Annotated in this window: 21 protein-coding genes; 16 read left to right on the top strand and 5 right to left on the bottom strand. The window is 60.6% G+C overall.

Features of this window, described 5'->3' with window-relative positions; all coding sequences use genetic code 11:
• The first annotated feature begins 464 nt into the window (after positions 1–464).
• The gene (gene terL, locus ALFI_RS00250; protein WP_014774307.1) at positions 465–1,823 is read left to right on the top strand and encodes a phage terminase large subunit; all 1,359 of its coding nucleotides are present in this window, start codon (positions 465–467) and stop codon (positions 1,821–1,823) included.
• Between the two features lie 22 nt (positions 1,824–1,845).
• On the opposite strand, the gene ALFI_RS00245 is transcribed toward terL, so the two are convergent.
• Positions 1,846–2,394 (bottom strand): outer membrane beta-barrel protein, encoded by a 549-nt coding sequence (locus ALFI_RS00245; protein WP_014774306.1) that lies wholly within the window; start codon positions 2,392–2,394, stop codon positions 1,846–1,848.
• A 16-nt stretch (positions 2,395–2,410) separates the two neighbouring features.
• Positions 2,411–2,632: a hypothetical protein gene (locus ALFI_RS16780; protein WP_130062973.1), complete on the bottom strand. Its 222-nt coding sequence runs from the start codon at positions 2,630–2,632 to the stop codon at positions 2,411–2,413.
• Between the two features lie 32 nt (positions 2,633–2,664).
• Between ALFI_RS16780 and ALFI_RS00240 the strand changes: the two genes are divergently transcribed.
• The 3 genes from ALFI_RS00240 (at position 2,665) to ALFI_RS00235 (ending at position 5,180) form a co-directional block, all read left to right on the top strand.
• On the top strand, positions 2,665–3,759 hold the full coding sequence (locus tag ALFI_RS00240; RefSeq protein ID WP_009596251.1) for an NAD(P)H-dependent flavin oxidoreductase: 1,095 nt from the start codon (positions 2,665–2,667) through the stop codon (positions 3,757–3,759).
• A gap of 273 nt (positions 3,760–4,032) precedes the next feature.
• The gene (locus tag ALFI_RS16775) at positions 4,033–4,218 is read left to right on the top strand and encodes a hypothetical protein (protein WP_155835613.1); all 186 of its coding nucleotides are present in this window, start codon (positions 4,033–4,035) and stop codon (positions 4,216–4,218) included.
• On the top strand, positions 4,149–5,180 hold the full coding sequence (locus ALFI_RS00235; RefSeq protein WP_167537975.1) for an Ig-like domain-containing protein: 1,032 nt from the start codon (positions 4,149–4,151) through the stop codon (positions 5,178–5,180). Before ALFI_RS16775 ends, ALFI_RS00235 begins: the two co-directional genes overlap by 70 nt.
• Before the next feature lie 146 nt (positions 5,181–5,326).
• On the opposite strand, the gene tsaD is transcribed toward ALFI_RS00235, so the two are convergent.
• Positions 5,327–6,349 (bottom strand): tRNA (adenosine(37)-N6)-threonylcarbamoyltransferase complex transferase subunit TsaD, encoded by a 1,023-nt coding sequence (gene tsaD / locus ALFI_RS00230; protein ID WP_014774305.1) that lies wholly within the window; start codon positions 6,347–6,349, stop codon positions 5,327–5,329.
• Positions 6,350–6,408: 59 nt separating this feature from the next.
• On the opposite strand from tsaD, the gene ALFI_RS00225 reads away from it, so the two are divergent.
• From ALFI_RS00225 to ALFI_RS00190, 8 genes are all read left to right on the top strand, one after another.
• Positions 6,409–10,992, top strand: a complete 4,584-nt coding sequence (locus ALFI_RS00225) for a translocation/assembly module TamB domain-containing protein (protein WP_014774304.1) — start codon at positions 6,409–6,411, stop codon at positions 10,990–10,992.
• 66 nt (positions 10,993–11,058) lie between these two features.
• The gene (locus ALFI_RS00220; protein ID WP_039939472.1) at positions 11,059–11,733 is read left to right on the top strand and encodes a MotA/TolQ/ExbB proton channel family protein; all 675 of its coding nucleotides are present in this window, start codon (positions 11,059–11,061) and stop codon (positions 11,731–11,733) included.
• Positions 11,734–11,739: 6 nt separating this feature from the next.
• Entirely contained in the window at positions 11,740–12,147 is a 408-nt protein-coding gene (locus ALFI_RS00215) for an ExbD/TolR family protein (protein WP_009596235.1), read from the top strand.
• 44 nt (positions 12,148–12,191) lie between these two features.
• Positions 12,192–12,881 carry a TonB family protein gene (locus ALFI_RS00210; RefSeq protein ID WP_014774303.1) on the top strand — a complete coding sequence of 230 codons (690 nt, stop codon included), beginning with the start codon at positions 12,192–12,194 and terminating at the stop codon, positions 12,879–12,881.
• Positions 12,882–12,899: 18 nt separating this feature from the next.
• Positions 12,900–13,352 (top strand): DUF1573 domain-containing protein, encoded by a 453-nt coding sequence (locus ALFI_RS00205; protein ID WP_014774302.1) that lies wholly within the window; start codon positions 12,900–12,902, stop codon positions 13,350–13,352.
• Between the two features lie 247 nt (positions 13,353–13,599).
• Complete coding sequence (locus ALFI_RS00200; protein ID WP_014774301.1) at positions 13,600–14,907, top strand: amidohydrolase; 1,308 nt, start codon at positions 13,600–13,602, stop codon at positions 14,905–14,907.
• Positions 14,908–14,917: 10 nt separating this feature from the next.
• A complete protein-coding gene (locus ALFI_RS00195) occupies positions 14,918–15,367 on the top strand; it encodes a GNAT family N-acetyltransferase (RefSeq protein ID WP_014774300.1) in 450 nt (149 codons plus the stop codon).
• A 21-nt stretch (positions 15,368–15,388) separates the two neighbouring features.
• Positions 15,389–16,414 (top strand): Gfo/Idh/MocA family protein, encoded by a 1,026-nt coding sequence (locus ALFI_RS00190; protein ID WP_014774299.1) that lies wholly within the window; start codon positions 15,389–15,391, stop codon positions 16,412–16,414.
• A gap of 30 nt (positions 16,415–16,444) precedes the next feature.
• Here the strand turns inward: ALFI_RS00190 and ALFI_RS16770 are convergent, their stop codons facing one another.
• Both ALFI_RS16770 and ALFI_RS00185 read right to left on the bottom strand, forming a co-directional pair.
• The gene (locus ALFI_RS16770) at positions 16,445–16,603 is read right to left on the bottom strand and encodes a hypothetical protein (RefSeq protein WP_155835612.1); all 159 of its coding nucleotides are present in this window, start codon (positions 16,601–16,603) and stop codon (positions 16,445–16,447) included.
• Positions 16,604–16,685: 82 nt separating this feature from the next.
• On the bottom strand, positions 16,686–18,749 hold the full coding sequence (locus ALFI_RS00185; RefSeq protein ID WP_014774298.1) for an alpha-amylase family glycosyl hydrolase: 2,064 nt from the start codon (positions 18,747–18,749) through the stop codon (positions 16,686–16,688).
• Between the two features lie 97 nt (positions 18,750–18,846).
• Here ALFI_RS00185 and ALFI_RS00180 point away from each other — a divergent pair, with 97 nt between their 5' ends.
• The 4 genes from ALFI_RS00180 to ALFI_RS00170 all read left to right on the top strand — a co-directional run bounded on the left by ALFI_RS00180 (position 18,847) and on the right by ALFI_RS00170 (position 23,533).
• The gene (locus ALFI_RS00180) at positions 18,847–20,397 is read left to right on the top strand and encodes a peptide MFS transporter (RefSeq protein WP_009596240.1); all 1,551 of its coding nucleotides are present in this window, start codon (positions 18,847–18,849) and stop codon (positions 20,395–20,397) included.
• 220 nt (positions 20,398–20,617) lie between these two features.
• Positions 20,618–21,154, top strand: a complete 537-nt coding sequence (locus ALFI_RS16135) for a hypothetical protein (protein ID WP_022044035.1) — start codon at positions 20,618–20,620, stop codon at positions 21,152–21,154.
• Between the two features lie 3 nt (positions 21,155–21,157).
• Positions 21,158–22,630: a sensor histidine kinase gene (locus tag ALFI_RS00175; RefSeq protein ID WP_052312768.1), complete on the top strand. Its 1,473-nt coding sequence runs from the start codon at positions 21,158–21,160 to the stop codon at positions 22,628–22,630.
• Between the two features lie 270 nt (positions 22,631–22,900).
• Positions 22,901–23,533 carry a TetR/AcrR family transcriptional regulator gene (locus tag ALFI_RS00170; RefSeq protein ID WP_009596261.1) on the top strand — a complete coding sequence of 211 codons (633 nt, stop codon included), beginning with the start codon at positions 22,901–22,903 and terminating at the stop codon, positions 23,531–23,533.
• The last annotated feature ends 12 nt before the right edge of the window (positions 23,534–23,545 follow it).

Genomic DNA, 23,545 nt, shown 5'->3' with positions numbered 1-23,545 from the left:
CCTCTGCGGAAGCCGATTCCGCAGAGGTTTTTGTTCCGGCCGGCATTCTCGCGCCGGATTATCCTGCGAATTCTCTCGCCGGCGAATTTTTGCTCCGCGATTCGTTTTCCGGCGAATCACTTTCCGGCGAATCACTTTCCGGCGAATCACTTTCCGGCGAATCACTTTCCGGCGAATCTCTCCCCGGTGAATCTCTCGCCGGTGATCTGCTCCCCGGCTCCGATGTTTTGACTTCCGGTGCTTGCGACTCACGTGGTTGCGGCTCCGGTTCTACTTCGTCCGGTTCCACCCCGTCTGATTCCGTGCTTCCCGATTCTGTGCCGTCGGATTTCGCTCCTTCCGATTCTGCTCGCTCTGCTTCTGCCTCCTTTTCCTCGCTTTCCGGTGTCACCTCGGCAGTTTCCGGCCCGGCGGACCTTCCTTCGTTCGAGCGGTTCGCCCTCGGAGTCTATCCCTTTCTGGAGTTGCAGCCTTTCCACCGGGCCTATTACCGCGTGCTCGAAGCTTTCGCCGCGGGCCGCGTCCGGCGGCTGATCGTCACCATGCCGCCCCAGCACGGCAAAAGCGTCGGCGCCACGACCCTGCTTCCGGCCTATGTGCTGGGGCTGGACCCCGATCAGCGCGTGGCGATCGCCTCCTATTCGGGAGCGCTGGCGTCGAAATTCAACCGCCGTGTCCAGCGTATCATCGAGTCGCGCGAATACGCCGCGTTCTTCCCCGCTACGACCATCAAGCAGGGTTCCAAGCCGCCCAGCTATATCCGCACGGCCGACGAGGTCGAGATCATCGGCTGCCGGGGCGGCCTGCTTTCGGTGGGGCGCGAAGGTTCGCTCACGGGCAACCGCGTCGATTGTTTTATCCTCGACGACCTCTACAAGGACGCCCTCGAAGCCAACTCGCCGCTCATCCGCGCCAACTGCTGGGAGTGGTATACGTCGGTGGTCCGCACCCGCATGCACAACGCTTCGCGCGAGCTGATCGTCTTCACCCGCTGGCACGAAGAGGACCTGATCGGCACGCTCACGGCCCGCGAGCCGGTCGCGGAGCTGAAGGAGTGGGCGCAGCTCGACGGCCTGCCTGCCGATACGTGGCTGCACCTGAACTTCGAAGCGCTCAAATCCTCGCCGCCGACCGGAATCGACCCGCGCATGCCGGGCGAGGCGTTGTGGGAGCAGCAGCAGGGCCGCGCCCTGCTCGAAGCCAAGCGGCGGCTCGATCCGCTGCAGTTCGAAAGCATGTATCAGGGGCATCCCTCCTCGCGCGAGGGACTTTTATACGGGCTGAATTTCGCCGAGTACGACGATCTGCCGCACGAGATCGTCCGCCGCGGCAACTATACCGATACGGCCGATACGGGCGACGACTACCTCTGTTCACTCTCCTATGCGGTCGATGCCGACGGGGCTATCTACATCACCGACGCCGTATATACGCGCGAACCGATGGAGGTCTCCGAACCGCTGGTCGCCGAGATGCTGCTGCGCTCCGACACGCGGCAGGCGGCCGTCGAGAGCAACAACGGCGGCCGCGGCTTCGCCCGCGCCGTGCAGTCACTGGCGCCCGGCGTGCGCATCGAATGGTTTCATCAGGGAGGCAACAAGGAGGCCCGCATCCTCTCCAATTCGGCCACTGCGCTTCACCTCCTGCGGTGGCCGCGGGGCTGGAATTTCCGCTGGCCCGAACTCTACGCCCACCTGACCACCTACCGCCGCCGTTTCCGCGCCAACCGCTGGCACGATGCCGCCGACGTGGTGACGGGCATCGTCGAACGCGAAGCCGCCGACCGCAGCCGGAGCCGCGTGCGGGGCGTGCGGTTTCTGTAGGGCGGGATCGGGTTTTTGCGGCCTAAAAATAATATTTGAAACCGACCGTCGGGCTGATTCCGAGCTGGAAAGAGACCCCGTTCACACCTGTTCCCGAATATGACAGGTAGCTGTAGCCCAACGTCAGAAGGCTGACTGAGAGTCCGATATGGGCCGACGGCCTGATTTCGAACGCTCCGAGCGACAATCCTGCATCGAAGCCGTATCCGCTGGTCCCGTCCGTCGATGCGAACGCGAATCCCACGGCCAGCTGCGGCGTGTAGTAGAAGCGGTCGCACAGTCTGACGTAATAGGCGAGACTGGGACCTGCCGTCAGCCCGTGCGTCGTTTCGCCGTCGGATGAAATCAGTTGGTAGCCGATCGAGCCGCCGACGCGCAGTCGGTCGGATGCGAAATAACCGAATTCGGGTGCAAATCCGAATGTCGTCTGCGATGCGGAGGAGCCGTCGATGCTGATCGACGTCGTCGTTATGCCGATTATTCCGCCGACATATTTGTCTCCCTTGTTTTGGGCGGAGAGGGGCGGAATGCACAGCATAAGGGCCAGAACCGGAAAGAGAAGTTTTTTCATGCTTGTCGATTTAAGGTTAGCGGTTGAGTGACGTTTGCGCTTCCAAGTTAGAAAAAAAAGCGATATCCGCCGTTTTTTTTGCCTGTAAAAAATGCCGCTTTTCACTTCCGGACAGCCGGCCGGCTGCGGCTTCCCGCCCCGAAAAGGCGGCCGCTGCGGCGACGCAATGTGAAGCCTGCGTTAAATTATCTTCCCGTGCGGAACCAATCGCCCCGATTTTTCGTACCTTTGGCCCCATGGTTATTTAGTTCGCACTAATCCCAATTTAACATGAAAGCATTGAAAATCGGAAATTTGCTCGCCACCGTCCCCATCGTGCAGGGCGGCATGGGCGTAGGCATATCCCTCTCCGGACTGGCTTCGGCCGTTGCCAATCAGGGCGGCGTCGGCGTCATTTCGTCGGCAGGTCTCGGAGCCATCTACAACAACTATTCGAAAGACTACCGCGCAGCCTCGATCTGGGGGCTTAAGGAGGAGCTTCGCAAGGCCCGCGAAGCCACGCGGGGCATCGTCGGCGTAAACGTTATGGTCGCCATGTCGAACTTCGCCGACATGGTGAAGACCGCCGTCGCCGAGAAGGCCGACATCATCTTTTCGGGCGCCGGCCTGCCGCTCAACCTGCCGTCGTTCCTCACGGAGGGCGCCAAGACCAAGCTGGCCCCGATCGTGTCGTCGGCGCGTGCGGCGAAACTGTTGTGTCAGAAGTGGTTCTCGGAGTACAGGTACATTCCCGACGCCATCGTCGTCGAAGGCCCCAAGGCGGGCGGTCACCTCGGATACAAGGAGGAGCAGCTCGCCGACGAGCATTTTTCGCTCGAAGCCCTCGTTCCCGAAATCGTCGCCGAGGTGCGCGCTTTCGGTGCCGAACACGACTGCCATATTCCCGTCATCGCGGGCGGCGGCATCTACACCGGCGAGGATATCTACCGTATCATGCAGCTGGGCGCCGACGGCGTGCAGATGGGCACGCGCTTCGTGACCACCGAGGAGTGCGACGCCGATCCGGCCTTCAAGCAGACCTATCTCGACGCCAAACCGCAGGACATCGAGATCATCAAAAGTCCCGTCGGCATGCCGGGACGGGCTATCCACAGCTCGTTCCTCGATAGGGTGAAAGAGGGGCTTAAACGCCCCAAGAACTGTCCGTTCGACTGCATCAAGACCTGCGACGTGACGCACAGTCCCTACTGCATCATGCTGGCGCTCTACAACGCATTCAAAGGCAAGCTGCAGAACGGCTACGCCTTCTGCGGCGCCAACGCATGGCGCGCCGAGAAGATTCAGTCGGTGCGCGACCTGATGGCCGCGCTCAGAGACGAGTACGATAACTTTTCGCTGAAGGAAAAACTCTTCGGCGCAAGATAAGCCCCCTCCCGGTTTGCCGGGATAATATTTCGGCAGGCGTTTCCGGACGCCTGCCTTTTCAGCCCCTAATTTATTAGGGGCTTTTTATTTGACCGTGAATTTTTTCCGGCATCCGCGTTCCACCGGGTTGATTTTTTATTATATTTGACTCCCGGTTAGGTTATTGATGGTGTTTTGCCGGACGATCATCGAAAACATTACTGGGCTTTTTGTCGTGAGTCCGGAGAGACTGCTGTCGGTACTGCCGTATTATTAATTCTTAAAACTTGGTTTATGAGAAACTTTTTAAGGAAGTCAGCTTTGCTGACGGCTGCATCGCTGGTGTTTTTCGCCTGCGACGACGATGAGAAGAAGGTCCCCGAAACGGTCGTGACGCTCGACCGGACGGAATTGAATCTCAATGTCGGGTTTTCCGAAACGCTCGTAGCGACCGTTACCCCCCCCTGCAGGACGGCGTAGCGGTAGTTTGGTCTTCTGACGACGAGGTAGTTGCGACGGTCGAGGACGGTGTCGTCACCGCTCTTGCCGCCGGTGAGGCCACTATTACCGCCAGCGTGGGCGAGAGCAAGGCGACCTGCACGGTGACGGTGGCTTACGTTGCGCCGAAGATCGGCGACTATTACTATTCCGACGGTACGTGGAGCGACGGCGGACTGGTAAGCATCGAGGCCGACGGACTGAATCCCGTCTGGGCCGACACCAAACCCGCTCCCGTCGCCGGTAAGACCGTTATCGGCATCGTCTGCCAGACGGACGAAAACCGGATCGCCGCCGGCGACAAGGAGAAGGGCTATACGCACGGGTATGTCGTGGCTGTGAAAAATGCCCATAGCGCCGACAGCCAGACGGTTCAGTATTCTACCGACAATGATTTCGCAAGCACTCCGAAAGCGAAAATTGCAAGCACGTGGTATGGCAATGTCAATGGTTACGAAGAGACGATGAAAACCGTATCCGATTATGGACCGAACCTTGCTACATGGTGCCCTGCTTTCGATTTGACGGTTAATAATTTCTCGCTCCCGGCTCCCGAAACGTCGAGCGGCTGGTTCCTGCCGAGCACCGGGCAGTTATGGGATATGGTGGCCAATCTCTGCGGCCATGAAGCTGCTCTGCTTCTGAAAGAGTGGCAGACTTCGAGTTATAATGTCTATTACGGTTACAACTCCGAAAATGTAAGCTATGACGTGATTGCGAAATTCAACGAGACGCTTGCGATGATTCCCGCCGATCAGAAGGAGGAGCTGTTCGTGACGGACGGCACCCATTACAATACCTGTACGCTGTGGGCTACGACCTGCTTTGAACCCGGCGAGACGGCATGTATCATTCATATCGGCGGTTCCGAGAAACATCTGGTGGAGCTTATGTGCGAGTATATCGATTACGACGGTATCGCCCGTCCGATCCTTGCATTCTAAATAGATCGCTTTTGTGGAAGCGCGGAGTGCTTTTCCGCGTCTTCCGGACCTGCTCCCGGCCGTTCGGCCGGGAGCTTTTTTGTGGCCGGCTGCATCCGGCTCATGCGGCTTCGGCGTCCGGTTTCTGCCGTTTCCGCGTCCGGCTCCTACAGCTCCTGCAGCCGCGCCACGGGCGAGACGCCGAGCGACGAGAAGTCGCCGTGCTGGTAGCGGTAGTAACCCGCCATGGCGATCATCGCCGCGTTGTCCGTCGTGAACTTGAATTCGGGCAGGAACGTGCGCCAGCCGCGCCTGCGGCCCTCTTCGACGATCCCGTTGCGCAGTCCTGAGTTGGCCGAAACGCCGCCCGCGATGGCGATGTCGCGGATGCCGAGGTCCTTGGACGCCCGCACCAGCTTGTCCAGCAGGATTTCGACGATCGTCTTCTGCAGCGAAGCGCAGAGCGAAGCCTTGTTGTTCTCGATGAAACCGGGATCGTTGGCCACGGCGTCGCGCAGCGTGTAGAGGAACGAGGTTTTGAGCCCCGAAAACGAGTAGTCGTATCCGTCTACGTGGGGCCGTGCGAACCGGAACGCCTTCGGATCGCCCTCCTTGGCCAGTTTGTCGATTACCGGGCCGCCGGGGTAGGGCAGTCCCATCACTTTGGCACACTTGTCGAAGGCTTCGCCCGCGGCGTCGTCGATCGTCGTGCCGATGATCTCCATTTCGAGGGGAGAATCCACGCGCACGATCTGCGTGTGGCCGCCGCTCACGAGCAGGCAGAGGAACGGGAATCCGGGGTGCGGCAGCGCGCGGTCCTGAAGGTCGATGAAATGCGAAAGTATGTGTCCCTGAAGGTGATTGACCTCGACCATCGGGATGTTGTGCGCGATGGAAAGCCCCTTGGCGAACGACACGCCCACCAGCAGCGAACCCAGCAGTCCGGGGCCGCGCGTGAAGGCGATGGCGTCGATCTCTTCGGGCGTCAGTCCGGCCTCCTTGAGCGCCGTGTCCACCACGGGAATGATGTTCTGCTGGTGCGCCCGCGAAGCCAGTTCGGGGATCACGCCGCCGTATTTGATGTGGACGGCCTGCGAGGCGATGACGTTCGACAGCAGCACGTTGTTGCGTATCACGGCGGCGGATGTGTCGTCGCACGAGGATTCGATGCCCAGAATAGTAATATCCATGCGGTTTTTCGTTTTTTTAACTAATTATAGTTAAATTTGCAGGTTATAACGACCTATCAATGCGCAAAGGTATAAAAATATTGGGAAAGGTGTTATCGGCCGCGGTATTGTTGCTGATAATTCTGCCTCTGGCGCTCTCGTTGCTGCTCGACATTCCGGCCGTGCAGAACTACGTGGTGCAGAAAGCCGTGCGCATGGCGTCGAAGAAGCTCGAAACCACCGTCAGCATCGACCGCGTGGACATCGGGCTTTTCAGCAGGGTCAAGATCAAGGGTTTCTATGTCGAGGATTACCAGCGCGACACGCTGCTCTACGTGGGCCGTCTCGACGCCTTTGTCACCGGACTGGGCATCTTCGGCGGGGGACTTGCACTGAGCCGCGGCGAGATCGCCGACGCCAAGCTCTACCTGCGCGAGACGCCCGGCGGGGAGATGAACATCAAGCAGATCGTCAATCGTATCAGCAACCCCGACAAACCCAAGAAAGGCAACTTCCGCCTGTCGCTGCGCAAGGCGTCGATCGAGAATATGGACCTCTGTCTGGAGCGGCTCGACCGCCGCGACCCGGAGTTCGGCATCGACTTCAGCCATATGCACCTCTACGGCATCACGGCATATGTGAACGACTTCACCATCGACGGGCAGTCCATCTACACCACCATCGAAACCCTCTCGGCGCGCGAGCGCAGCGGCTTCGCCCTCGACCGCTTCGCCGGGCGGTTCTACCTGACCAACGGCTGCATGGGTTTCGAGGACGTCTCGGTCGTGACGGGCCGTTCGAACGTCCAGATTCCCTATATCTCGCTGGCGGGCGATTCGTGGGCCGAGTACAAGGACTTCATCGGCGAGGTGCGCATCGACGGCGCGCTGCGCAATACGACCGTCTCGACGGACGACATCGCCTACTTCGCCCCCAAGTTGCGCGGCTGGCATACCGATTTCAGCAACGTCAATGTCGAGGTCGCGGGTGTGGTCGCCGATTTCACGGCCAAGGTCAAAAGCATGCAGATCGGCGAGGGTACGTGGCTCATCGCCGACGCTTCGGTCCGGGGGCTTCCCGACATCCGGCAGACCCGTTTCGACCTGAACGTTCCGCGGCTCAAATCCTCCGCCGAAGCCGTCGACGAACTGGCTGCGGGGATCGGCGGCCGCGAGTTGTCCGACAAGCTGGTCGGCATACTGGGCAACACGGGGCAGATCGACGTCAACGCCCGCTTCAAGGGGCTGCTTTCGTCGTTCGACATGCAGCTCGGCGCCTCGACCGGCGTGGGCGAGGTGACCTGCAACCTGCGGATGACGCCGCTCAAGGCGGGGCGCAGCAGCGTGCGGGGCGACGTGGAGACGCACAACCTGCGTCTGGGCGAGCTGCTCGGCCGCCGCGACCTGCTGGGCAACGCGACCCTCTCGGCCTATATCGACGGAGTGGTCGGCAAAGGCTATACCGACGCCAACGTCGTGGGCAACGTCACGCAGCTGGGCTTCAACGACTATATCTACGACTCGCTGCGGCTCGACGGCCGCCTGCGCAACCGCCAGTTCGACGGCCGCATCACGGCCCGCGATCCCAACCTCGATTTCGATTTTTCGGGGCTGGTGGATTTCAACGACTCGATTCCGCGCTACGACTTCACGATGGACCTGCGCCATGCCGACCTCGCCCGGCTCCATATCAACCGCCGCGACTCCGTCTCGCAGCTCGCGGCGCGTATCGAGGCCAATGCCGGGGGACGCTCGCTGGACGACCTGAACGGCCGTATCCACGTCACCGACGCCGTATACCGCTACAACGACAAGCGGATTACCTCGAAGACCATGACCGTCACGGGCGAGAACTCGGCGCGGAGCAAACTCGTCGAACTGCGCTCGGACTTCGCCGACGCCACGTTCCGCAGCAAGACCAGCTACCGCGAAGTCTTCGAATACCTGCGCCGCAGCGCATGGAAATACCTGCCCCTGCTGCGCCGCGGCGAGGGCGACCCGACGCCCCGCGGCCGCAAGACGGCCGTGGCCAACGACTATTCGCTGCTGTCGGTCAATATCCGTCACATAGACCCCATCACCGACGCCATCACGGCCGGCCTGCAGATCGCCGACGGGTCGTCGATGCAGCTGCTTTTCAATCCGGCCAGCGACCAGCTTTCGCTCAAGGCGACGTCGGAATACGTCGAGCGCAAACGCATGCTGGCCACACGCCTGAGCATCAACGCCTCCAACCGGGGCGACTCGCTCACGGTCTACGCTTCGGCCGAGGATCTCTACGCCGGGGTGCTGCACCTGCCGCAACTGTCGCTCACGGGCGGCGCCAAGCAGGGCCGCATGCAGGTTTCGGCGGGTTTCAACGATACGCTGCGCAAGGTGTCGGGACTGCTGGGCGTGCAGGCGCACGTGGTGGACGAACACGGCCCCAACGGCCGCGTCGTGGACCTGCGCATCCTGCCTTCGCACGTCACCCGCGGTTCGAAGACGTGGCAGATTTACGCCCGCAAGATACAGCTCGACACGGCGCAGGTCGTGATCGACCGGTTTTTCGTGATGAACCGCGAGCAGGAGCTGCTGCTGGACGGCGTCGCCTCGCGCAGCCGCGAGGATTCGGTGACGCTGCGCCTGCGCAACTTCGACCTCGCACCTTTCATGCAGGTCGCCGAGGGCTTGGGGTACGTCGTCGAGGGGCGCACCAACGGTTCCGCGACGATGAAATCCGTGCTCCATGCGGGCGAAATCTCCGCCGACATCCTGCTCGACAGTCTGGAGGTCAACGACATTCCGGCTCCTCCGCTGCGGCTCTCTTCGCGCTGGGATTTCTCGCGCAACCGCGCCGGGGTGACCGTCACCGACCGTAACAAGCGCGATACGCTTATCCGGGGCTTCTACGCCCCTTCGCAGGTGCGCTACTACGCCCGGCTGGACATCGACAGTCTCGACATGGGGCTGCTCGACCCGATGCTTTCGGGCGTGATTTCCCAGACCGAGGGGCTCGCTTCGGCCGAACTGGTGCTGCAGGGCCAGCGCCGGGATGCCGACCTGACGGGACGGATTCACGTCACGGGACTCTCGACGAAAGTCGATTTTACACAGGTGGCCTATTCGATGCCCGAAGCCGTTCTCGACGTGCGGGGCAACCGCTTCCGCGCGTCGAACGTTCCGGTCTTCGACCCCGAAGGCAACCGGGGCCGTTTCGACATCGACCTGAGTCTGCAGCACCTCTCCAATATCGCCTATGACGTGCGTGTCGCACCCCAGCAGATGCTGGTGCTCAACACCACGGCGCAGGACAACGATTTCTTCTACGGCAAGGTCTACGCTTCGGGCACGGCGAGCATTTCGGGCGACAAGGGCGCAGTCAATATGGACATCGCCGCCTCCACCGACGACCATTCGTCGTTCTTCATGCCGCTGTCGAACAAGTCCAATATCTCGTACGCCGATTTCGTGACCTTCAAGGAGAAGCCCAAGGTCGATACGGTGGACAATCTGGCGCGGCGGAAGATGATGTTCGAACGCCGGCGGCAGCAGAAGACGGTGGCCGGCAGCCAGATGAACATTGCGCTGGCGCTCAACGTACGGCCCGGCGTCGAGGTCGAGCTGAGCGTGTCGGGCAATACGCTCAAGGGCCGCGGCGACGGAACGCTCAACCTGCAGATCAATCCCCGCTCGAACGTCTTCGAAATGTACGGCGACTATACCATCACCGAGGGAAGCTTCCTTTTCTCGCTCCAGAACATCATCAACAAGAAGTTCATTATCGAAAACGGCTCGACGATCCAGTGGACCGGTGCGCCGATGGACGCCATGCTCAATATCGACGCCATCTATAAGTTGAAAGCCTCGCTGCAGCCGCTGCTGCAGGGCACGGCCGAAAACGTGACGGCCGACCGCTCGGTGCCCGTCGAGTGCATCATCCACCTCGGCGACCGGCTTTCGAACCCGGCCATCACCTTCGACGTGAACGTGCCCGGCACCGACCCTGAGACGCAGGCCGTGGTCGCCAATGCGCTGACCACCCCTGAGACGGTCGATACGCAGTTCGCCTACCTGCTGCTGTTCAACAGCTTCATGTCCGAGAACAACGCCGCCTCGTCGAACATCGGTGCGTCGGTTTCGGCCGCGACAGGGCTGGAGTTCCTCTCGAACATGGTCAGCAACCTGCTTTCGAACGACGACTACAACATTGTCATCCGCTACCGCCCCAAGTCGGAGCTGACCAGCGACGAAGTGGATTTCGGCCTTTCGAAGAGCCTGATAAACAACCGTCTGTTCGTCGAGGTCGAGGGCAACTACCTGATCGACAACAAACAGGCCATCAACAGCTCGATGTCCAACTTCATGGGCGAAGCCTACATCACCTACCTGATCGACCGGGCGGGAACGCTCAAGGCCAAGGCCTTTACGCAGACCATCGACCGCTTCGACGAGAATCAGGGTCTTCAGGAGACCGGCGTCGGCATCTACTTCAAGGAGGATTTCGACAACTTCCGCGACCTGCGGCGGCGCATCCGGGAGCGTTTCACCAACAAGAAGCGCAAGGCCCGGCGCGAAGCGCGCCGCGAGGCCGCCCGCCGGGAAAAGGAGCTTCGGCGTGCGGCGGCGGATACGCTGCAGGCGTTCCGATACGTTAAACATGAAAAGGATGCGCCCGCGCCGTGAAACGGATCGGCCGGAACCGGAAACAGAAAAAATTCAATGACAAACTTCTATAATTTCTAAAACACTATGATGACTTTTTTGCAGGCTGCCGAGGCGGTGGCCACCAGTGAGGAGACCCGTATGGGACTGTGGACGCTGTTTACCAAAGGCGGTTGGCTGATGTGGCCGCTGCTGGCGCTGGGCGGGGTGACGATCTTTATCTTCGTGGAGCGTTTCATGGCTATCCGCAAGGCTTCGGTGCTGGACATGAACTTCATGAACCGCATCCGCGACTACATTTCCGACGGCAAGATCCAGACGGCCGTGAATCTGTGCAAGAAGACCGACACGCCGATCGCCCGCATGATCGAGAAGGGCATCGAGCGCATCGGACGCCCGATGAGCGACGTGCAGACGGCCATCGAGAACGTCGCCAACCTCGAAGTCTCGAAGCTCGAAAACGGCCTGCCGTTTCTGGCGACGATCGCCGGCGGCGCCCCGATGATCGGTTTTCTGGGTACGGTGCTCGGTATGGTGCAGACCTTCATGGACATGTCGGCCGCAGGCGGCACGGTGGATCTGGGACTGCTTTCGAGCGGTATGTATGTGGCGATGGTGACCACCGTGATGGGTCTTATCGTCGGCATCCCGGCCTACTTCGGCTACAACTACCTCGTCGCGCGCATCGAGAAGCTGGTTTTCCAGATGGAGGCCAACTCGATCGCATTCATGGACATTCTGAATCAACCCGTTCAAAAATAACGCGCTATGGCAATTAAACACGGATCGAAGGTCGATAAGTCCTTCTCGGCATCGTCGATGACCGACCTGATGTTCCTGCTGCTGCTGTTTCTGCTGATCGCTACGACGCTGATCAATCCCAACGCCCTGAAGCTGATGCTGCCGAAAAGCTCCAACCAGCTCAAGGACAAGGCGATGACCACGGTTTCGATACAGGATGCGGGCCACGGCAAGTACCGCTATTACGTCGAACTGCAGGAGGTCGGCTCGATCGAGGGCGTGGAGCGTGCGCTCAAGACGCGTCTCGACGGACAGAAGGACGCCACCGTGTCGCTGCACTGCGACGAGACGGTAGCCGTGGGCGAGACGGTCAAGGTGATGAATATCGCCAAGGACAACAATTACAAGTTAATTCTGGCGACGGCGCCGAATTGACGGACGCCGTCCGGCGGCGGCAGCCGTCGCCAAAATCAGGTTTTATGTATTATTACGATCCAAATAACAGGAATCCCCGCAGGTGGGCGACGGTTGCGACGGCGGTCTACGCGCTGCTGCTGATCGGTTCGTTCGCGCTGGTCTCGTTCGACTTCCGGCAGATCCACGACAAGCCGGGCGATACGATCACGATCGACTTCACCGAGCCGCCTGCGCTCGAACCGCCCAAGCCGCGCGTCAGGACGGCCACCGAGCCGCGCGTGCACGACCGCACGGCTCCCGTCGAGCAGACGGCGCAGGTCTCCGGCAAGGACGAGACGACGCAGACGCCCAATCCCCGCGCGCTGTTCAACATGAACAAGGGCGGCGCCGACGAACCCGACAACGCGGGCAATCCCCGCGCTCCCGAAGGCGAGGACAGGGCCAGCGGCACCGGTCCGGGACTCAATCCCGACGGGCTGGACCAGCTGGATCAGGGCTTGCAGGGGCGCGGGCTGGTGGGCGACCTGCCCAAACCTTCGTACCCCGGTTCGAAGAGCGGCAAGGTGATCGTCCGCGTGACGGTCGATGCTTCGGGACGGGTCACGAGTGCGGCCTACGAACCGAAAGGCTCGACCACCGACGCCGCCGAACTGGTCGAAGCCGCCAAAGCCGCGGCGCGCAAGGCGCGCTTTACCGAAAGCCGCGCGGCGGTGCAGGGCGGAACGATCACCTATGTTTTCCGTATGGAGTAATTTTTGAAACGAAAGACAATGCGATTTTTATTACTGACACTTTTCGGATGCCTGACCTTTGCGGCGGGCCGCGCCCAGCAGCTCGCGAAGATCGAGGGGGCGCATCTGCATATGGAGGTCGCGAGCCACGATTTCGGCGACGTGCCCCGCAAGGGCGGCGATCTGGTGCGCGAATTCACCTTCACCAACGACGGCACGGTGCCGCTGGTCGTGACGCGCGTCATCTCCTCGTGTTCGTGTCTCAAGGCGTCGTACTCCAAACGGCCGGTCGCTCCGGGCGAGAGCGGAACCATCAGCATCATCTACGAACCCCACAAGAGCGAACCGGGCGTCTTCAACAAGGTGATTCAGATTTACTCGAATTCGGTGGACGGCCGCGACGTAATCACCGTGCAGGGCAACTCGATCGATCCGGGACCCCGCAAGGTCAAGACCGGGGAGGTGAAGATAAAGTATAAGAAAGATAAGTAGGACTGCCTTTCCGGGTCGGGGCGGGGTTTCCGGGGACTGGTGGTTTCGGGTTTCCGGGGGCTTGACGGTTTCGGGGGGCGGCTGAAGTTTCCGCCCGCAATCCGCCCGCATGCGGGAAGTCTTCTCCGAGGAGGGGATTCAGGGAAGGGCAGACTTGCAAACGCCGCCTTTGGCGGCGGCAACGACCGTCGGAGTCGATCCGCGGGCCGAATAATACATACACTACAATAAAGTAACTACGCTATTTATGGCAATTCTTTTTTCCAACGCCACGATTCTGCCGATGACGGCGGACGAAGGCAGTCCCAAAACCTTTACGGGTTTCGTGGGCGTCGCGGGCAGCCGCATCGCGCTGGTCACGGAGTCCGCGTCCGAAGCCGACGCATTCCGCGCCGCACACCCCGACGCACGGATCATCGACTGCACGGGCCGGCTGCTGATGCCGGGGCTTGTCAATACCCACTGCCACGCCGCCATGACGCTGCAGCGCAGTTATGCCGACGATATCGCCTTGATGGAGTGGCTCCACGACTATATCTGGCCGTTCGAAGCGCGCCAGACGGCCGACGACGTGGCGTTGGGAATGACGCTCGGCATTGTCGAGATGCTGCTGGGCGGCGTGACCTCGTTCGTGGATATGTATTACCACGAGAACCGCTGCGTCGAAGTGGCCGAGCGGCTGGGCATCCGCGCGATGCTGGGCTGCAACTATTTTGACAGCAACGTCGAAGAGGTGCTTCCCGAAGTGGGGCAGGCGGTGGAACTCGCCGCCGGCTGCGACCGGATCCGGATCGCCCTCGCACCCCATTCGCCCTACACCGTGTCGCCCGAAAACCTGCGGCGCGGCAAAGAGACGGCCGAGCGGTACGGACTGCACCTGATGACCCATATCGCCGAGACGCAGGACGAGGTGCGCATCGTGCGCGAGAAATACGGCATGACGCCCGTCGAACACCTCGACGCGCTGGGCATGCTCGACGCCCGCACCATCGGCGCACACTGCATCTATTTGACCGACACCGACATTGCGACGCTGGCCGCGCGCGGCGTGGCCGTGTCGCACAACCCGCAGAGCAACATGAAGATTTCGAGCGGCGTGGCGCCCGTCGAGCGGCTGCGCGCCGCGGGTGCGCTGGTGACCATCGGCACCGACGGCACCTGCTCCAACAACGATCTCGACATGTTCGAGGAGGTGCGCACGGCGGCCTTCCTGCAGAAATCCGCCACGGGCGACCCCGTCGCGCTCCCGGCTTACGAAGCGCTGAAGCTGGCGACGGTCAACGGCGCCCGCGCTTTGGGCTACGCCGAAGGCGAACTGGGCGTGGTCCGCGAGGGCGCATTGGCCGACCTGATCGTCGTGGACCTCCAGAAACCCCATTTGCAGCCCGTTCACGATCTGGTGTCGAACATCGTCTACTGCGGCAAGGCGTCGGATGTCGATACGGTCATGGTCGACGGCCGCATCGTGGTCGAAAACCGCCGCGTGGCGGGCGTGGACCTGCCTGCGCTCTATGCCGACGTCGCCGCCGCCGTGAAACGCATCACGGCGAAATAACCGTCCGACCATGAGAATCGTCTCCGTCAGGGAGCACCCCGAATTCGCGGATGCCGCGATCGGCTATATTTCGGCCTGCTGGCCCGAAGTGCCGCCCGTTCTTTATGAGGACTGCATCCGCCACGCTGTCAGCGCCGCAGGTCCGCTTCCGCAGTGGTATCTGCTGATGTCGGGCGGCGAGCCGGTCGGTTGTGCAGGGTTGATCGCCAATGACTTTATCAGCCGCATGGACCTGTGCCCGTGGGCCTGCGCCCTCTATGTCGCCGAACATATGCGCGGACACGCCTACGGACGGCTGCTGCTCGACCGTGCGGCCGAAGACGCCCGCCGCGCCGGATTCGGCAAACTCTACCTCAGCACCGATCACGCCGGGCTGTACGAAAAGTGGGGCTTCCGCTATATCGGACAGGGCTATCACCCGTGGGATGCGGAGTCCCGGATTTACGAACGTACTTTATAACAATATATTGACAGCATTGGTATGAAAGGAAAGATTCGTTTCGGAATGGTCGGCACGGGCTTTATCGCCGACTGGGTGCTTGCCGGCGCCCGGCAGGATGCGCGCTTCGAGGCGGCGGCGATCTGTTCGCGCAATCAGGCTACGGCCGACGCTTTCGCCGCGAAGCACGGGATTCCGCATACGTTCACCTCGCTCGAAGAGATGGCCCGCAGTCCGCTCGTCGATGCCGTCTATATCGCCTCGCCCAACGCCCTGCATGCGTCGCAGAGCATCCTCTGCATGAGCTGCGGCAAACACGTGCTGTGCGAGAAGCCGCTGGCCTCCAATGCGCGTGAAGCCCGTGCGATGATCGAAGCCGCGCGCAGATACGGCGTCGTGCTGATGGAGGCCATGATTGCGACGCTCAATCCCAATTTCCGGATCGTGCGCGAGCAGCTTCCCCGTCTGGGAACGATCCGCCGCTACTTCGCCAGCTACTGCCAGTACTCCTCGCGCTATGACAAGTTCAGGGAGGGCGTCGTGCTCAACACCTTCGATCCGTCGCTTTCCAACGGCGCCATGATGGACATCGGCGTCTATACGGTTTACCCGATGGTCGCGCTTTTCGGGCGGCCGCAGGCCGTCGATGCGCAGGGTGTCGTGCTCTCTTCGGGGGCGGACGGTCAGGGAGCCGTCAACTTCCGTTACGAGGGGATGAACGCCACGGTGCTCTACTCCAAGATCGCCGATTCGCGCCTGCCCTCCGAGATCGAAGGGGAGGAGGGTACGCTGCTGCTGGATACGATCCACGACATACGCTGTGTGACCCGTTTTCCGCGCCGAGGCGCCGCTTCGGGCCGCGGCCCGGAGACTGTCGGCGAATCGGTCGGTGTGGAGCCGGACCGGGACCGTTACTATTACGAAATCGCGGAGTTCATTGATTTGATCGAACAGGGCCGCCCGGAATCGGCGGTCAACAGCCACGCCAATTCGCTTGCGACGCTGGAGATCATCGATGAAGTGCGCCGCCAGTTGGGCGTGGTCTATCCCGCCGACGGGGCGCGCTGACTTCCGCCGATTCGTGTTGCTCGGTAACGATTAACGGCAGGGATATTCCCTGCCGTTAATCGTTATCGTTTTTTTGCGGTCTTCCAGCCCCGTTCCTCCCCGGCTTTTGCGGCCTTGTTTCCTCTCCGTGCTTTTGCTTTCCAGCCTTGTTTTTTCGGCGTTTCCCTTTACCGCAATAGGATTTTCCATCGCCGTTCCGTTCCGGTTTCCTCCCGGCCTCTTGCTTCCTCTCCGTGCTGTTGATCCCGGCCTCGTCCTTTCTCCGGACCGTTCACTTCCCGGTCACGGCGGAGGGTTGTCGTCCGTCGGTTCTCAGATATACCGTCGCCGTGCGCGAAGTATTGTAGATGCGGATATGCGGCCGCTCGGTGTTATCCCCGTCCTGCGCCGGGAACGAGAAGTGCTCGCCGTCCATCGCCTGCCGCTCCTGCCCGCCGAAACGCCGTTCGTCGGTCGAGAGCAGGGGCACGTATTTGCCGGGCGCCTGCACGGGCAGCTCGTAGTCGGGAATCGACGCCGAGGGGTGCCAGTTGAAGACGAACAGCAGGTCGCCGTGGGCAAAGGCCATCGTCTTGTTGCATTCGTCCATCACGAGATTCCACGCGTAGCCGTCGGCCAGCACCTTGTACCGCTTCACCAGTTTGATCATCGCCTTGTCGAAATCCCCCAGCCATGCATAGCGCAGGAACCCGTTCCCGGCCAGCGACCACTGCCGCCGGGCGTGGGCGTAGCTCCAGCCGTTGCCCTCGCGCGGGAAGTCGATCCATTCGGGATGCCCGAACTCGTTGCCCATGAAGTTGAGGTAGGCCTGCCCGCCCGTCGAAATGGTCATCAGGCGGATCATCTTGTGCAGCGCCATACCGCGGTCGATCACCACGCTCTGCGACGCGCGGTCCATGTTGAAATACATCTCCTTGTCCATCAGCCTGAACGCCAGCGTCTTGTCGCCCACCAGCGCCTGATCGTGCGACTCGGCGTAGGCCACCGTCTTCACTTCGGGCAGGCGGTCGGTCATCACGTTCCACATCTCCCAGATGTTCCACTCCTCGTCGGGCACCTCCTTGAGCTGCTTGATCCAGAAATCGGGAATGGCCATCCCCAGCCGGTAGTCGAAGCCGATGCCTCCGTCCGTGTCGGGAATGCACATCCCCGGCATGCCCGACACGTCCTCGGCGATGGTCACGTCGCCCGCGCGGAAGTCGTGCACCAGCCGGTTGGCCAGCGTCAGATAGGTCAGCGCGTCGCCGTTCACCCCCGCGTCGAAGAAACGTTCGCGGCAGTCGAAATCGACGTAGCCGTGGTGGTGGTAGATCATCGAGGTCACGCCGTCGAAGCGGTAGCCGTCGAAATGGAATTCGTCGAGCCAGTATTTGACGTTCGAAAGCAGGAAATGCTGCACCTCGTCCTTGCCGTAGTCGAAGAGCATCGAGTCCCAATAGGGCTGGTAGCCCGCCTTTCCGGGCAGCGAATAGTGGTGGTCCGTGCCGTCCAGCTCGTTGATGCCTTCGTTGAGGTTCTTCACGTAGTGGGCGTGTACGAGGTCCATGATGACTCCCAGCCCCAGCTCGTGGGCGCGGCGCACCAGCTCCTTCAGCTCTTCGGGCGTGCCGCAGCGCGATGCCGGGGCGAAGAAACTCGACACATGATAGCCGAACGACCCGTAATAGGGGTGCTCGGCGATGGCCATGAGCTGCACGGCGTTGTAGCCGTCCTTTTTTATTATAGGTAATATCTTCTCCGTGAATTCGCGGTAGGTCCCGACGCCCTCCTTCTCCTGCGCCATGCCCACGTGTGCCTCGTAGATGAGGAGGTTTCCGTTTTTCGAAATGTCGAATGCGTCGCCCCGCCAGTCGAACGGCTCCGGCGCCCAGAACTGCGCCGTGTAGTTTTTGGTCGCCTCGTCCTGCACCACGCGCGTCGCGTAGGCCGGAATGCGGTCCAGCCAGCCGTTGTCGCCATGGACGTGGAGCTTGTAGAGCGAGCCGTGCACCAGCCTGTCACGGTACATCGCCGTGGGGAAGAAGGCGCTCCATACGCCGTGGCGGTCGCGCTGCATGCGGATTTCGGTCCGCTGCCAGTTGTTGAAATCGCCGAAGACGTAGACGTCGTGCGCTCCGGGCAGCCATTCGCGCAGCCACCAGCCGTCGAGCGTCTCGTCGCGCTGCCAGCCGAAATAGCGGTAGCCGTTGGCGTAATCGACGAGCGACCCCGCCGCCTGCACGATTGCGTTCATTTTGTCCATATACCGCTCGTGACGGTTGTTGAGCTCCTGCTCTGCGGGGAGCAGCCACTCGTCGCGTTCGACGATCGGAAGCCTGCGGGTCGTTTTTTCCATAACCGGTTTTGTGTTTATACAAATATATGGAAAATTTTTCTATCTTTGTCAGCAAACAAAAAACGAATCATTTATTACTAACACCAAAAATTAACTTATGAAAGGACAACCCCAAGGACTGATCGCCGCGGCTTTGGCCAATATGGGCGAGCGATTCGGTTTCTACATCATGATGGCGATCCTGACCCTGTTCATCTCCGCCAAGTTCGGTCTCGACGAGGCCACGGCGGGTTACATCTATTCGGGATTCTACGCTTCGATCTATCTGCTGGCGCTTGTCGGCGGTATCATCGCCGACAAGACCAAGAACTACAAGGGCACCATCATGTGGGGTCTGGTGGTGATGTCGCTGGGTTACCTGCTGATCGCCATTCCCACGCCCACGCCGGTTCCCAGCCTGCCGCTCTATCTGACGCTGACCTGCCTCGGACTGCTGGTCATCGCCTTCGGCAACGGCCTTTTCAAGGGCAATCTCCAAGCGTTGGTGGGGCAGATGTACGACAACAAGGAGTTCAGCGCCAAGCGCGAGTCGGGATTCCAGATCTTCTACATGTTCATCAACATCGGCGGCTTCTTCGCGCCGTTCGTGGCCATCGGCGTGCGCAACTGGTGGCTCAAGGTCAATAATTTCGACTACAACGCCAAGTTGCCCGAACTCTGCCACGAATACCTTGCCAAAGGTCAGGACATGGCCGGCGAGGGGCTTGCCAACCTCACCTCGTATGCCAATTCGGCTTACCTCGACGGGTCGCCCGTCGGCGACCTGCATGCCTTCTGCAACAGCTACCTCGACGTTTTCAACCGCGGTTTCCACTACGCCTTCATCGCCGCTATCGTGATGATGCTCGTTTCGCTGATGATCTACATGTCGAACAAGAAACGTTTCCCCGATCCCTCGCAGAAGGCTGCGGCCAAGGGCGGGAAGGCTTCCGCCGCCGAGATCACGATGTCGGCGCAGGAGATCCGTCAGCGCATCTATGCGCTTTTCGCCGTGTTCGGCGTGGTGATCTTCTTCTGGGTTTCGTTCCATCAGAACGGCTATTCGCTGACCTACTTCGCCCGTGACTACGTGAATCTGGACGTCATCAACATCGACTTGGGCTTCACGGTCATCAAGGGCGCCGAAATCTTCCAGAGCGTCAACCCGTTCTTCGTGGTGACCCTCACGCCGCTGATCATGTGGTTCTTCGGCTGGCTGCGCAAACGCAACGTTGAGGTCTCGACGCCGATGAAGATCGCCATCGGTATGGGTATCGCCGCCACGGCCTACCTCTTCCTGATGTTCTTCTCGCTGGCGCTGCCCGGCAAGGCCGCCCTCGCAGGCATGAAGGCCGACGAAATGCAGTCGATTCTGGTTACGCCGTGGGTGATGGTGGGACTCTACTTCATCCTGACGGTCGCCGAGCTGTTCATCTCGCCGCTCGGACTGGCCTTCGTGTCGAAGGTCGCGCCGCCGCACATGCAGGGGCTGATGCAGGGCTTCTGGCTGGCTGCCACGGCCGTGGGCAACGCACTGTTGTTCGTGGGCGGATGGCTCTATCTGCACACCCCGATGTGGGCTACGTGGTTCGTCTTCGTGGCCGCCTGCGGATTGTCGATGCTCGTCATGCTGTCGATGGTACGCTGGCTCGAACGGGTCACCCGATAACAGGACGGGAGCGTTTCGCGGGACCGGACGGGACGTCGGAAAGGACGGCTCTGTTTTACGGCTCCGAACGGAACGCCCGATGGCCGGAACGCTGTTCCGCCGAGTTTGCCGCCGCGTAATTTTACGCGGCGGTTTTTTTGCAAATTCGATAAAATGGACTTTTTCTGTTGATTCTCCGGTTGAAAATGCTATCTTTGTAGCGCTTAACGTCACTTTATACATGCGCATTCCGTCATCTCTCGCCGCTTTTGCGGTCTGCATCCTCATGGCTTTCTCCCATGCCTTCCCGATGCGGGCGGGCGAACGGGCTTTGCAGACTCCTTCACAACCGGCGGACAGCGCTTTGACGGCGTATTACAAACTCTGCAAGGCGCACCGCGCCGATGCCGAAGCCCCTGCAATGTGCGACACGCTCTTTCGGCGGGCCGAAGCCGCGCGCAACGTAAGGATGCAGGCTATCGCGCTTTGCGTCCGTCTCGACCATTTCTACTACAAGAACGACCGGGCGGAAATCCTCGAAGGCGTGCGGCGCGTGCAGGAATTCTGCCGCAGGCATCCCAAGGAAGACCTGCGCTATTTCTATTATTTCGTCTGGTCGAGCCGCCTGATTACCTATTATATCAAGCAGAACCAGTCCAACACGGCGATTTACGAGACCCGCAAGATGCTCGCCGAAGCCGAGGACGACGATTACCCCGAAGGCGTCGCCTCCTGCTACCGGATGCTCGGCAACCTCTACCTGACGCAGGGCGCGTAGCGGATGGCTTACGACAACTTCCGCCGCCAGATCGAGGTGCTCGAACACAACGGCATCGACGACATCAACTTGCCGACGCAGTACGCTTCGCTGGCGCAGTGCGCGCTGGAGCTGGATATGCCCGATTCGGCGTTCGTCGCGCTGCAGAAGGCCGCGTCGCTGCCCAAGCGGACCACCTATCAGGAATTTACCGTCAATAAGGGCTTCGGCCTTTACTATATCCGGACTGAAAATTTCGCGGAGGCGAAGAAACGGCTGGAGGCTTCGGAGGAGCTGTTCCGCCGCGACCCCTCGCTGCGGTTCCATACGGCCGGGCTGAGCTATCTGCGAACGGCCTATTTCAAGGCTTCGGGCCAGTACGGGAAGGCGTTGGAGACGATTCTGGAGACGCAGCGCGACACGGTGATCCGCAGTTCCGGGTTCAACAACTATGCGCTGACCAAGGAGCTTGGCGACGTCTACTGGCACCTGCGTGAGATGGAGCGGGCCGCGGCCAATTACCGGGAATACATCCGTCTGTCGGACTCGGTGCGCAACCGCGAAATCCGCACTGCGACGGACGATTTTTCGGGAATTCTCGAAATCAGCCGCCTGCACAACGAAACCAAGGAGCTGCAGTACGACCTCCAGCGCAAACGCCTGCGCAACACCTATCTGATTATCTGCCTGCTGGCGGGAGTGCTGGTGACGGGCGGCGTGGGATATGCGCGCATGATGAAGCTCAACCGGCGTCTCAAGGCCTCCGAAGCGACGGTGCTGGCCCAGAACGAGCATCTGCGGATCAGCGGCGAAGAGCTTCTCGAAGCCAAGGAGCAGGCCGAGCAGGCCAGCCGCATGAAGACCGAATTTATCCAGCATATGTCGCACGAGGTGCGCACGCCCCTCAATTCGATCGTCGGATTTTCGCAGGTGCTGGCGTCCGAATTCCGCGACAAGCCCGCCACGGGCGAGTATGCCTCCATCATCGAAGCCAACAGTGCGACCCTGCTGCGGCTTTTCGACGACGTGCTCGAAGTCGCCTACCTCGACCAGACGGGCGACCTGCCTCGCTGCGACGTCACGGCGCTGAACAACCTCTGCAACGACTGCGTGGAGAGCACCCTGCCGGAACTGCATCCCGGCGTGAGCCTGCTGGGCGAACTCACGCCTGACGATCCCGTAGTGCGGACCAACCTCAAACGCATCGAACAGGTGCTTCTGCGTCTGCTCCGCAACGCCGCCAAATTCACGCTCTCCGGACATATTACCCTGACTTACGACTGCCTGCCCGCAGAACGGCTGCTGCGCTTCTCCGTGACCGATACCGGGCCGGGCATTCCCGCCGACCTGCGCGAAGAGGTCTTCGGGCGTTTCGTGAAACTCGATCCCTTTTCGCAGGGGACGGGACTCGGACTGCCTATCTGCCGGCTTATCGCCGTGAAACTGGGGGGGGCCGTCTGTTCGTCGATCCGGAGTATGCGTCCGGCTGCCGCATGATTTTCGAAGTGCCGTTCGACCTGCCCGAAACATCTGCCTGATCCGGAATCCGTAACGCCGAAGCCACCTCTTGCAATCTCTTTCCTTCCCCTGTTTTATTATTCAATAAGTTTTCTTTTCGGCCCCGGTTTCCGGCTCCGATTGTTCTGTTTGTCTGCATTTCTGCTTGTTCAGGGCATAATCGGCGGTAAAAACTCCAAAAAACAGAAAACTTTTTTGGTTTCGTGGGTTTTGTTGCTATATTTGCCCTCGAATAAAACGACTGAAGACATGACCCCTCCCCAGAAAGAACGCATAATCGACCAAGCGATGCAGATGTTCGCCACGCAGGGCATAAAATCCGTGCGTATGGACGACATCGCACAGCATCTCGGCGTATCGAAGCGTACGCTGTACGAACTGTTCGGCGACAAGGAAGGGCTGCTCTATCTGGCGATGGAGCGCTACTTCCAGCGTGACCGGCAGCGTTGGACCGAACTTACCGCCAACGCCCGCAACGTCCTCGAAGCCATGTTCATGGTGCTGGCGCAGGTGATGGACAAGGCCGAGGTGTCCAGCCGCATGATGGACAATCTCAAGAAATTCTATCCTGCCGTCCATGACAAACTGACGCGCGAAGGCATGGAAAAGAACCGGCGCAGCCTGCGCGGCATGCTCGATCAGGGTATCGTCGACGGCCTGTTCGTCGATAACATCAATATCGATCTGGCGATCTCGGTGCTTTATTACACGGCCTCCGCGCTGGTGACCCGCAAGGAGCTGATGCTGCCCGCCGGAATGACCGAGCGCGAAGCCTTCGTGCAGATAATCAGCAATTTCTTCCGCGGCATTTCGACGGCCAAGGGGCTGCGGCTGATCGACGACAACCTGAAAAGATACGAACTGACCAAGTACGGCAAATAAAAATTGAATTTG

This window comes from Alistipes finegoldii DSM 17242, from assembly GCF_000265365.1.
In the GTDB taxonomy this organism is placed as follows: domain Bacteria; phylum Bacteroidota; class Bacteroidia; order Bacteroidales; family Rikenellaceae; genus Alistipes; species Alistipes finegoldii.
Note: the sequence above shows the minus strand (reverse complement) of the source record. Positions and strands in the feature narration are given on the sequence as shown.